At 41.4% G+C, this 12,161-nt stretch carries 11 protein-coding genes and 1 pseudogene; 2 read left to right on the forward strand and 10 right to left on the reverse strand.

Features of this window, described 5'->3' with window-relative positions:
* Positions 1-142: 142 nt before the first annotated feature.
* Positions 143-1,249: a zinc-dependent alcohol dehydrogenase family protein gene (locus ABIB50_RS24485; protein ID WP_429384175.1), complete on the forward strand. Its 1,107-nt coding sequence runs from the start codon at positions 143-145 to the stop codon at positions 1,247-1,249.
* Between the two features lie 91 nt (positions 1,250-1,340).
* Here the strand turns inward: ABIB50_RS24485 and secDF are convergent, their stop codons facing one another.
* From secDF to ABIB50_RS24510, 5 genes are all read right to left on the reverse strand, one after another.
* Positions 1,341-4,298 carry a protein translocase subunit SecDF gene (gene secDF / locus ABIB50_RS24490; RefSeq protein WP_429384178.1) on the reverse strand — a complete coding sequence of 986 codons (2,958 nt, stop codon included), beginning with the start codon at positions 4,296-4,298 and terminating at the stop codon, positions 1,341-1,343.
* A 115-nt stretch (positions 4,299-4,413) separates the two neighbouring features.
* Positions 4,414-4,896: a dihydrofolate reductase gene (locus tag ABIB50_RS24495; protein WP_429384179.1), complete on the reverse strand. Its 483-nt coding sequence runs from the start codon at positions 4,894-4,896 to the stop codon at positions 4,414-4,416.
* Positions 4,893-5,276 (reverse strand): type II toxin-antitoxin system death-on-curing family toxin, encoded by a 384-nt coding sequence (locus tag ABIB50_RS24500; RefSeq protein WP_429384181.1) that lies wholly within the window; start codon positions 5,274-5,276, stop codon positions 4,893-4,895. The genes ABIB50_RS24495 and ABIB50_RS24500 overlap by 4 nt, the downstream gene beginning before the upstream one ends.
* On the reverse strand, positions 5,273-5,461 hold the full coding sequence (locus ABIB50_RS24505) for a hypothetical protein (RefSeq protein WP_429384183.1): 189 nt from the start codon (positions 5,459-5,461) through the stop codon (positions 5,273-5,275). Before ABIB50_RS24505 ends, ABIB50_RS24500 begins: the two co-directional genes overlap by 4 nt.
* A 30-nt stretch (positions 5,462-5,491) precedes the next feature.
* Positions 5,492-6,313, reverse strand: a complete 822-nt coding sequence (locus ABIB50_RS24510; RefSeq protein WP_429384185.1) for a thymidylate synthase — start codon at positions 6,311-6,313, stop codon at positions 5,492-5,494.
* Between the two features lie 130 nt (positions 6,314-6,443).
* Between ABIB50_RS24510 and ispE the strand changes: the two genes are divergently transcribed.
* Complete coding sequence (gene ispE / locus ABIB50_RS24515) at positions 6,444-7,247, forward strand: 4-(cytidine 5'-diphospho)-2-C-methyl-D-erythritol kinase (RefSeq protein WP_429384187.1); 804 nt, start codon at positions 6,444-6,446, stop codon at positions 7,245-7,247.
* 12 nt (positions 7,248-7,259) lie between these two features.
* Here the strand turns inward: ispE and ABIB50_RS24520 are convergent, their stop codons facing one another.
* The 5 genes and pseudogenes from ABIB50_RS24520 to ABIB50_RS24540 all read right to left on the reverse strand — a co-directional run.
* A complete protein-coding gene (locus ABIB50_RS24520) occupies positions 7,260-7,607 on the reverse strand; it encodes a hypothetical protein (protein WP_429384188.1) in 348 nt (115 codons plus the stop codon).
* Between the two features lie 773 nt (positions 7,608-8,380).
* A complete protein-coding gene (locus ABIB50_RS24525; protein ID WP_429384190.1) occupies positions 8,381-9,292 on the reverse strand; it encodes a DMT family transporter in 912 nt (303 codons plus the stop codon).
* A complete protein-coding gene (locus tag ABIB50_RS24530) occupies positions 9,289-10,389 on the reverse strand; it encodes an LptF/LptG family permease (protein ID WP_429384192.1) in 1,101 nt (366 codons plus the stop codon). The genes ABIB50_RS24525 and ABIB50_RS24530 overlap by 4 nt, the downstream gene beginning before the upstream one ends.
* Positions 10,390-11,520, reverse strand: a complete 1,131-nt coding sequence (tgt, locus tag ABIB50_RS24535; protein ID WP_429384194.1) for a tRNA guanosine(34) transglycosylase Tgt — start codon at positions 11,518-11,520, stop codon at positions 10,390-10,392.
* Positions 11,521-11,900: 380 nt separating this feature from the next.
* A pseudogene (locus tag ABIB50_RS24540) lies at positions 11,901-12,161 on the reverse strand (alpha-L-fucosidase); the annotation flags it as partial.

The raw sequence follows: 12,161 nt of genomic DNA on the forward strand, positions 1-12,161 counted from the left end.
AATGCAAAAACCATTCCGTACCCTAATTTTAAAAAAAAATTATGAGCAGGGTCATTTATTATAGCGTCGGCCGTCATGTTTCCCCGGCTTTTGAAGGTGTATTTTTACAATTCGTTTATAAACCTATTAAAATAAATATGACATGAAAAATTTAACATCAGACAAAGAGTCATTGTTAACCGATGCTCCCGGTCATTTACCAAATACGACAATGAAAGCGCTGGTATATCATGGTCCCGGAAAAAAATCATGGGAAGATAAACCTAAACCGGTAATAACAAAACCAACTGACGCGATCATAAAGATTTTGAAAACAACCATTTGCGGAACCGACCTTCATATTATGAAAGGCGATTTGCCCGAAGTTGCCGACGGAAGGATAATTGGCCATGAAGGCGTTGGAATAGTTGAAGAAGTGGGTACAGCCGTAAGTAACTTTAAAAAAGGCGACCATGTTATCATATCCTGTGTAACCTCATGCGGCAAGTGTTCATATTGCAAAAAAGGCATGTATTCGCATTGCGAAGATGGAGGTTGGATATTGGGTTATATGATTGATGGCACCCAGGCCGAGTACGTAAGAATACCACATGCCGATAACAGCCTTTACCCAATACCCGCCGGATCTGACGAAGAGGCACTGGTAATGCTGAGTGATATACTACCGACAGGTTTTGAATGCGGCGTTTTAAACGGACAGGTAAAACCGGGCGATGTGGTTGCTATTGTTGGATCAGGGCCTATAGGTATTGCGGCTTTATTAACAGCTCAATTTTATACGCCTGCGGAAATTATTATGATAGACCAGGATGATAACAGGCTAAACGTAGCCAAGACTTTTGGCGCAACCCATATCATCAACAGTGGTATTGAAAATGCTATCGAAAAGATAAATGCATTGACCAATGGCAGAGGGGTGGATGTAGCAATTGAGGCTGTCGGCGTGCCCGCTACATTCGAGTTATGTCAGGAAATTATAGCTCCCGGCGGGCATATAGCTAATATTGGCGTGCATGGCAAAAGCGTTACCCTTCACCTGGAAACGCTTTGGTCTAAAAACATAACTATTACTACCCGGCTGGTGGATACGGTTACAACCCCCTTATTACTTAAAACGGTGCAGTCCAAAAAAATTGAGCCTAATAAACTCATCACGCATCGTTTTAAACTGGATCAGATAATTGAAGCTTACGATGTTTTTGGAAACGCGGCTAAAGAGAAAGCCTTAAAAGTGATATTAGAAAATTAAAAGTGAGTGAATAGTAAGTTGCCGGCTGATAACCGCAACAAAAAGGCCGCCTCGTGTAAACGGGCGGCCTTTTATATGTATATAGATAATATTATCTCAGGTCTTTCTTTCCGAAATCGACAATTACCGGCGTTGCGATACAGATAGACGAGTATGTACCGAAGCATACACCGATCAATAAAGAAAACGAGAAGCCACGTAAAACGTCGCCACCGAAGATGAATAATACGATCAAAACAAACAATACAGTTAAAGCTGTAATAATTGTACGGCTTAATGTATTGTTGATAGCGTTATTAATAACCTCTTTAGGGTCATCATTTTTTGAGTGGTGTAAACGCAGGAACTCGCGGATACGGTCAAATACTACCACGGTATCGTTAATTGAGTAACCTATTACCGTTAATATAGCCGCTACGAAAGCCTGATCAATATCAAGGAAAGGTAATACGTTTTTAAATAACGAATAGAATGATAATACCATCAACGCATCATGTGCCGTCGCGATCATCGCCGCTAAACTGAATTGCCATCTGCGGAAACGGATCAGGATATAAGCTGATATCACCAGGATGGCAAATAATACCGTCCATACCGCCGATTTTTTTAAACCATCAGCAACAGTAGCCTGTACTTTTTGCGAACCCAGGATATCTTTTGAGGTAGCATGGGTTATCTCTTTTGTATTAAGCGCTTTTAATAAGGTATTTCTAACATTATCATCTGCAGTTATAGAATTTTCTTCGATCAGGTAGTTAGTAGTAATACTTATCTTGTCAGTACCTAACGTTTTAACCTGTGTACCGTGGCCCAATACGCCTTCAACAGCAAGACGTACATCGTTATCAGTAGCATTTTTGTTAGGGAAGTGCATAATGTAAGTACGGCCACCCTGGAAATCTACACCATAGTTGAAATTTTGGGTAAACATTGATATAACACCTGCAAGAATAAATAGTCCAGAGAAGATATAAAACCTGAAACGATTTTTAACAAACGCGAAGTTGGCGTTTTTAAAAGTATGTGAGCTCCATGGGTTCGAGAATTTAATATCCCAGCCTTTTTCTATCATCCACTCAAATATCAATCTTGAAATTAATAATGAACAGAATAATGAAGTGATAATACCGATCATTAACGTTGTTGCGAAACCCTGGATTGGGCCGCTACCGAAAACAAATAAGATCAAACCGGTTAAGAAGGTGCTGATGTTTGCATCCAGGATAGACCATAAAGCGTGTTTAAAACCATCACTAACCGCTATACGGATAGATTTGCCTAAAGCAAGCTCTTCGCGCACACGCTCATATATCAATACATTGGCATCTACAGACATACCGAACAATAACACGATGCCTGCAACACCCGGTAAGGTTAATACAGCGCGTAAGCTGGTTAATACACCCATCAGGAAGAATACGTTGATAACAGTAGCAACTACCGCCACAGTACCTGCGCGGTTGTAGTAAGCTATCATAAATACCAACACCACCAATAAGCCCACTAAACATGACATTAAACCGGCATCAATAGATTGCTGACCTAATGACGGACCTACAACGTCCTCGCCAATAATGCGGGCAGGGGCCGGTAAGCGGCCTGCTTTTAATACGTTGGCCAAATCTTTAGTATCTTCTAATTTATAGTTACCTGATATTGATGATACACCACCGGATATTTCGTTTTGTACGCTTGGTGCAGAGTAAACGTTATCGTCCAAAACAATTGCGATAGCTTTTTTACCTTGTGCAGCCTCTGCAGTAACAGCGCGCCATTTTTCGGCACCCTGCGAGTTCATAACCATTCTAACCTCAGGCTGTCCTTTTTGATCCACGTCGCTTTGCGCATCGTTGATAACATCTCCGGTTAACACAGGGCCATTTTCGGCACCGGTTAATTTAAGCGCATATAACTCAAATATTTTGGTTTTCTCCATTGGCTTAACACCCCAGGCAAACTTAATGTTGCGTGGCAATGAAGCCTGTACATCTGCGCTACGCAGGTAAGTGTTTACTTTAGCAGTGTCTTTTTGAAGCGTCCAGCCTACAATAGCTCCGGGACGCAGCTGCTGCTGGCCTTGCTGATCCTGATAAGTAGGAATTTGTAATATACTGAAAAGTGGGTGAGCCGAATTTAATTTAGATTTAGCAGCCAGTGATGTATCATTAGCCGCGGTTTTTTCTACTTTATTTAATAAAGCTAAACCACCTTTTTTAGTCGTATCTTTTTTAGCGTCAACGGCTGCGGTAGCTGTTTTTGCAGTGTCTTTAGGTGTTGTTTTGCTTTTTGCGGCAAGGATACCGTCAATGCTGTTAAACATCGGGTAAACATCCTGGCTCTCAAAAGTCTGGTAAAACTCCAGTTTAGCCGACCCTGATAATAACTTACGTACACGCTCAGGCTCTTTAACGCCCGGTAGTTCGATCAATATACGGTTGGTATTGGCTTCTAACGAGATGTTGGGTTGCGTAACACCAAACTGATCAATACGAGTGTTTAAAACGGTGTATGATTGTTTTACGGCTACGTCAGCTTCGTCCTTAAGGTATTTTTCAACCTCGCTGTTTGAAGCGTTGAATTTTAAGTGTGCCTGGTTGTCTTTAGTTGAAAAGATGGCGGCTAACTTACCGTTAGGGTTAAGTTTTTCGTACTCATTAACAAATAAAGTAATGTAATCGCTTTGGCTGGTGCGGGTAGCAATGTTAGCATTCGCGATAGCCTGGTTAAACGCCGGATCAGGGTTGTTGTTTGATAAAGCTTTTACCAACTCGGCTAAGGAGATCTGCATGGTAACGTTCATGCCACCTTTTAAGTCAAGACCTAAAGCAAGCTCTCTTTCTAAACAGTATTGATAAGTATGGCCCAATAGCGGATAGGCCGGTAATGATGAAACAGAATCTAAATAAGCCTTCACTTTAGCAGTATCGCCTTTGGCGTATACTTCAGCATCCTTCTCAACTTTGTGTGCCACCCATGTGAAAGACAATTGGTAAATACACACAATTGTAAGCACTACGGCGAAAAATTTAATAACCCCTTTACCTTGCATCGTAAATTATAATATGTAATTAATTAGTTTATAAGCATTTTAAACAAGACGGCAAATCTAACAAAATTTTGTAACCCTGAAATTTAAAATGAAAACAAAATTTAAAGCGTGGTTGTTATGCGCGTTCAAGTGTGATGAAAGAATACGGAAGCGGATTTTTTTCATCAGGTTCGTGGTCCTGCCGGGCGGTTTCTTTCCATATAGCTTCCTTAATTTCAGGAAAGTAGGTATCAGCCTCGAAATTTTCGCGAACAATGGTCAAAAATATTTTATCTGTTAGGGGCATGGCCAGTTTATAGATCTCTGCACCGCCAACAATAAACACCTCGTCCTCATCACGGCAAAGATCCAACGCGGCCTCGACAGAATTTACCACCTCGCAGCCCTTAATTTCAATTTGCTGGCGAGTAATAATAATATTTCTTCGATTTGGCAACGGCCGGCCCACCGAATCATAAGTTTTACGACCCATGATAACCGTACCACCGGTAGTGATCTCCTTGAAATGTTTAAGGTCTTTAGGCAGATGCCACAATAATTTATTGTCTTTGCCGATGGCGTTGTTTTGGCCTATGGCTACTACGATGGATACGATCATGGATTTATGGAAACTAAATGTGCTTCGATCCAAGCTTTAATTTCATCGAATCGAATTATACCACTACTGGCTTCGATGGTCATTTTGTATTTTTCATCTTCGAAAGCCATGATGTCAAAATAGTAATCCATTAACGTCAATCTAAGCAAAACATAGGCCGTGCGCTTATTGCCATCTATAAATGGGTGGTTTATTATTAGACTTTCAAAAATAGCCGTAGCTTTTTCAACTGGGCTAGGGTATAATTCTTGTTGATCAAAAGTGGCATAAGGGCGTGCCAAAGCCGAGAGTAAAGACCCTTGATCTCTTACACCTTTTCCACCGCCAGACTCATCAATAATTTCATTGTGATAGAACTCTGCGATTTTCTGGTCTATCATTTAGCAAGTCGCTTTAGAAGTTCCTTATCTTCAGCAAGAATTTTTTTGAAGTTGTTGTCTCGCCTAATTTGATCTGGTGATTGTGCTTGAGCTTGTTTCAAATAGTCAAGAACACTTTGAAGAACGTTTTCAGGAACGTTATCAAGAGCTTTTTGTATTTCGGTTCTTAATTCTATTAAAGTCATATTCAAATTTAGCAATTTTCTTTTATATATCTACACCGCTACCGCGCCCTTAATATGCGGCCACGGATCATAATTCTCCAATTCAAAATCCTCAAACTTAAAGTCGAAGATATCTTTTACGTCCGGATTGATCTTCATGGTTGGTAGCGGTCGCGGGTCGCGGCTCAATTGCAATTGTGTTTGCTCAAGGTGATTGTTGTACAAATGGGCATCGCCAAAGGTGTGTACAAAATCGCCATAATCTAAATCGCAAACTTGTGCTACCATCATGGTGAGCAGTGCGTAAGATGCGATGTTGAAAGGCACCCCTAAAAATATATCGGCACTACGCTGATACAATTGGCAAGACAATTTGCCTTTTAGTTCCCCCTTCAGGGGGTTAGGGGGTGCCACATAAAACTGGAACAGCATATGGCATGGCGGCAAAGCCATTTGGTTAACATCGGCCACGTTCCAGGCCGATACAATAATGCGGCGCGAATCGGGGTTGTTTTTAATTTGATGAATGATCTGTTTGATCTGGTCTATGTGGCCACCATCGGGCGTAGGCCATGAGCGCCACTGGTAACCATATACCGGGCCAAGGTTTCCGTTCTCGTCGGCCCATTCATCCCAAATGCGTACGCCGTTATCTTTTAAATATTTAATGTTGGTATCCCCCTGCAAAAACCAGATCAATTCGTGGATGATTGATTTTAGGTGCAGCTTTTTGGTGGTCACTAAAGGGAAGCCTTCCTGCAGGTTAAAACGCATCTGGTAGCCAAATACGCTAATGGTGCCGGTGCCGGTACGGTCGTGCTTTTGGGTGCCGGTTTCCATTACATGGCGCATAAGGTCAAGATACTGCTTCATCTGTTTAATTATTGAATAATGGAATTAGTGAATTATTGAATGTGTATGTTTAAATTCCACTACAAAGAAAAATAATCTATTTTTGGTATCCTACGGATGTGCATAAATACCTGCCGTTGTTAACTTTTATATGATCAATTTCCCAAACGCAAAGATAAACATAGGCCTTAACATTACTGAGCGCCGCCCGGATGGTTATCATAACCTGGAAACCATTTTTTACCCGGTGCAGATAAAAGATGCCCTGGAGGTGATAGAAGCGCCTGAGTTAAGCTTTGAATCATCAGGCCTTGATATCCCCGGCAGGATGGAGGACAACCTTTGCGTTAAGGGCTACCATTTGTTAAAAAAGGATTTTGACTTACCTCCGGTAAAAATTCATCTGCATAAAAATATTCCGATAGGGGCGGGGTTGGGAGGTGGTTCAGCTAACGCTGCTTTTTTTATCAGACTGATGAATGATAAATTTAATTTGGATCTCACCATTGATCAGCAGTTAAACTACGCCCGCAAGCTGGGTGCCGACTGCGCGTTCTTCATCGAGAATAAACCGGTGTTTGCTTTTGAAAAAGGCGACGAGTTTGAAACGATAAAATTAGACCTCTCAGGCTATTCAATTGCCTTGGTGATGCCTGATATCCATATCTCGACATCCGAGGCCTACAGCGGCGTAAAACCAGCGCCTGTGAAGCAGTCATTATTTGATTTGATTTACGAGCCAATAGGAGAGTGGAAGAACTTTATCAAGAATGACTTTGAAAACAATATCTTCAAAAACCACCTGGAGATAAGAGGGGTAAAGGCCGCCCTTTACGAAGCTGGCGCCATCTACGCTAGTATGAGCGGGAGCGGGGCTTCAGTGTTTGGTATCTTTGATACGACACCTGACCTGGCCGAGCTTGAACAACACAGCCAGGTTTTCTACAATATCTAAAAGCTTCTTCTTTTATGGATGTTTAATATATTCACGATCCTCGTCACTTAGTGTATCAGTGTCATCATCGTCGTCTTTGTCTTCAGGATAGCCGCCACCAATGGCGCGCGCTTTTTTGGGCCGCCCAACCAGCACGCCTAAAATAAATGCCACCACCGCGAACGATAACAACGCGGCCAATTTTGAAACATAAAATGTGCCGAACAAAATGGTGAATCTTACCGGCTCGGTATTTTGCATCAGGACTATTGTAAGCAATACCGTGATCAGAATGATGATGATTGTTGTTATGCGCATGGCTTTATCGGCGTTAAAAGTTTTAGACAATATCCGACTTTTATCGAAGTAATAAAAATCCATTTCAAAATAGGATAGGAGCTATCCGGAATTCTACAAAACGTAAAAGTAAAAAACATGGAAGGTTTGGCCCTTTTTGAAAAATTCAAAATCTGGTAATTCCCTGTGCTCATTTTGGCGCGATTTCCAGAACTGCTATTTGCGATGCATAAATTTCATCCTCAGAAAAATCAGTCGTTTTTAAACCCTTTTTTCTGAAATTTTACGGCCCGGTCTCCATGCACCGTTTTTTGCCCTAATTCTGATTTCGGGGTTTCAATACACTAAGCAATATAATTTATGTCAGAAAAACAGATAGTGATATTATTGTTTAAATTGAGGTATATAAATACCTGAATTACAGTATAATAAATCTTAAATATTGCTTAGTTTAAAGTGTTTACTAATTTTGTTAGTATTTTAACTGATTTTAAAAGTTATTTTTGTTAAACTAATACTTTAAATTATATATATAATTATTTGATTTTTAGTATCATATAAGTTTTATATAAATGATAACTTCAAAAATTTTAATCATTAAATTAGTGATTTTTCTCCTGAATAAAGCCGTTTTTACATTGCTAAAATAATTGCATTTCAGTACACAAATAGCATGCTGAAATTTGGCCCAGGATCGCCTGGAATTTTTAAAATGTATGCGGGTGTGGTGAAATTGCAGCGTGGCTCACAGCTGCTTAAAATGCGTTTAATGGGATATGAATATTATCCCCTACCCCGCGGTTTGTAGCGGATAAGCCTACTTATTTAAATCTGATAGAAGATATTTATTGGAATATTTAGCTGTTTCTGCGCTTCTGTATTTGCGTTTTCGCGACCGGAAACAGGAAGATGGTAGACAAAATTATTACCGCACCTACCCAAAATCCGGTAGTCATTTTGTTCATATCACCAAAGAAAAGGAACGACATCAGGATGCCATACACCGGCTCAAGGTTGGTAATTAGCGCTACCCTGAAGGCCGATAATTCGCGCATTACCGATACCCCGGCAACATAAGCAAGCGAGGTGCAGATGGTGCCCAGAAGCAATAAATAGCCAATATCGTGAGGCTTTAAATACATGGCCTGGTTAAATCCACCGGTAAAAAAAAGGTATAATGTTGCCCAGAAAAAGGCACCTGTCAGCTCATAAAATGATATCACTGCCGGCTCAATTTGTTTTACCTGTTTGGAGTTTATGATAGAAAATATGCTGGCAAAAAGGGCGCTTAACAGGCCGGCTATGATACCCTTAGTGTATTGAGTTTCAAATTTAAATATTAAAACTATCCCGGTTATTATCAATAATCCCGCAATAATTTCCAGTTTCGAGATCCGGGTTTTATTGAATAAAGGCTCCAAAATAGCGGTAAATAACGTCATCGACGACAGGCAAACCAGCGTTACCGGGACGGTAGAAAGCTTGATAGAAGCGAAGAAAAGTATCCAATGCCCACCCACTAAACCGCCCGTAAAAAACAATTTCAGGAAGTTTTGACGGCTTATTTGGAGCGCTTTTTTGCCAAATTTAAAGTAAAAAAACAACGATATAGCCGCAATTAGAACGCGGTACCATACCAATTGGACAGCATTCACGCTAATTAAAGCACCTAAAATACCCGTAAATCCCCAAATAAACACCGTAAAATGGAGTATAAGCAGGTTTTTATTGGGCACTGATGAATTATTTTTGCTGTGTGGCATTCTCATTTAGGCGCTTTATACAGTAAATAGCAACCCAATATACCAAACAAAGTGTTAGGCAGGGCGGCAGCTATCCATGGCGAGAGGCCGCTTTTTAGGGCAAAAACCAGGGCGAATTTGTCCACCACAATATAGGCAAAACATAAAAATAAGCCTATCCCCAAGGGTAAACCAATGCCCCCGCGCACCCTCCTGGAGGAGATAGAAACGCCAATTAGCGTGAGTACAAACGAGGCAAAGGGGTACAGAAAACGGCGCCATTTTTCATACTGCATATCCTTTAAATTACCAGCGCCACGGATCTTTTCTTTAAGAATATTCTTATTCAGATCGCGTAGGGACATGGCCGAATAAACGTTATCATGGGCCTCAAAATCGGCTGGATAAAGGTCCAGCGTAGTGTCTTTTAGCGGGATATTAAAGCGTAATTTCTCGCGCAAACCATTAATATATCTTACAGAATAATCCTTTATGGCCCAGCTCTTTTTAAGCGAATCGTAAGTAATAGTATTAGCTACTATCTTCTCGCGCAACTTATCGCCATCAAACTTTTCAAGTACAAACTGGGAGCCGGTATGCGATACATTATCGTAGGATTCTACATATACATAGGTATGCTCATCCAGTTTTAAATGAACCGAGTTTTTTGACTGATCGCCGTTAAAACCATGGCTGTTTTCAAAGTTGACCTTTAGCTTATTGGTATACGGTATCAAGTATAAATTGGCAAATAACGACACCACAAATATCAGCGTAGCCGATACAAAATAGGGCCTTAAGAACCGGTTAAAGCTGGCCTTTCCGCTCAGAATCGGCACTATTTCCGTCTGGTTAGCCATTTTGGCTGTAAAGAAAATTACAGCTAAAAAGTTAATTAACGGCGATAGCAGGTTAATGTAAAAAGGGATAAAACCGGCGTAATATTTAAAGGCAATTTCAAAGATAGTAGCATGGTGCGACAGGAAGTTATCCAGGTGCTCTGATATATCAAACACCACCGATATCACTATAAAAATAACAAGGGTAAACACAAACGTGCCCAGGTATTTTTTGATGATATACCAGTCAATTATCTTTAAATACTTACCTACAAAATCCTTCATTTACAGTCTTTGTCCCAAACGGTCAACCATTGTTTTTTTCCAGCTATAAAACTCGCCCGATATGATTTTATTGCGTGCCTCTTTAACCAGCCACAGGTAAAAATGCAGGTTATGCAGCGTTGCTATCTGTGCGCCCAGCATTTCGCCGCTATGTATTAAGTGCCTTAAATAGGCCTTGGTATAGTTCTTATCGGCAAACAGGTCACTATCCGCCTCAATAGGCGAAAAGTCTGCTTTCCACTTCTCATTTTTGATATTAATAACGCCGTTTTTGGTAAATAGCATACCGTTGCGGGCATTGCGGGTTGGCATTACACAGTCAAACATATCCACCCCCAAAGCTATATTTTCCAGCAAGTTAATAGGCGTACCTACGCCCATTAAATAACGTGGTTTTTGCGTTGGTAATATATCACACACTAATTCTGTCATTGCGTACATTTCTTCGGCCGGTTCGCCTACTGAAAGCCCGCCTATGGCATTGCCCTCACGCTCGAAAGACGCAATAACTTCGGCCGACCGCACCCTTAGATCTTTATAAACCGACCCCTGTACAATAGGGAAAAACGTTTGATCATAACCGTATTTTGGTTGGGTACTATCAAACCTGTCGCAGCAGCGCTTCAACCAGCGGTGCGTCATTTCTATTGATCTTTTGGCGTAGTTATAGTCGCATGGGTAAGGGGTGCACTCATCAAAGGCCATAATAATATCGGCGCCAATAGTGCGCTGGATATCCATCACATTCTCGGGCGTAAACAGGTGTTTTGATCCGTCGATATGCGAACGGAAGGTAACACCCTCTTCCTTAATCTTACGTACTTCGCTTAAACTGTACACCTGGTAGCCGCCGCTATCTGTTAAAATCGGGCCATCCCAGCCGTTAAATTTATGCAGCCCGCCGGCGCCTTCTATAACATCAAGTCCCGGTCTTAAATATAAGTGATAGGTATTTCCAAGTATAATTTGTGCCTGAATGTCGTTCTTTAGCTCATGCTGATGGACAGCTTTAACCGTACCCGCGGTACCCACAGGCATAAATATGGGCGTTTGTATTACTCCATGATCGGTTGTGATCTCGCCCGCGCGGGCCTTTGATAGCGGATCGTGTGCTGTTAAGTTAAATTTCATTTTTTGCGAGGGCAAAGATAGTGAATAGTGATTAGTTATGAAGATTGGTGTGTTAAGATTAAAGATTGGTGCTTGGCCTGAGATATGGCGGGTGGGCTGTGCGGTTCCCTCCCTTGGAAGGGCGGAGGGATAGTAAAGTGGAAAAACTGCTACTGCAACTAATAACTGCCACTCAAATAATGGCGTTGCCTTCGGCCCGGGTTATCCGCTTATACTACACAGGCGTTAGGCTCGGCCACAGCACAAGGCCCGGCATGGCCGGTATTCGCTACTCACCCTAACGCATTTTCAATCAATTCTTAGATTTGCAATCCCCTACGCAATGCCCCAAGCGGATCAGGAGATCCGCAGCAAAATTAGTCCGGGATTGTAAATCCGGACTAACGCGAAGTATCAACTGTTCCTTTAATTTCCACTTTTATAACTGATGCAATAGTATCCGGTGCCTGGGCTGGTACATTAATTACTAAGCCGTCTGCTGTAGCTGATGATGTTAATGCCGTGCCATTGGCCAGTAATTTTGCACTAACAACCTTGTTTTTTAATCCCGGTACATTAAGCTTACCATCGGCAGGCCATTTAAAAACCGACAGGTATAAAATGGTGTTATCGCCGTTTACTTTTTTGGTGCAACGCCCCCA

Origin of the sequence: Mucilaginibacter sp. UYCu711, assembly GCF_050433825.1 — a bacterium.
Taxonomy (GTDB): Bacteria; Bacteroidota; Bacteroidia; order Sphingobacteriales; family Sphingobacteriaceae; genus Mucilaginibacter.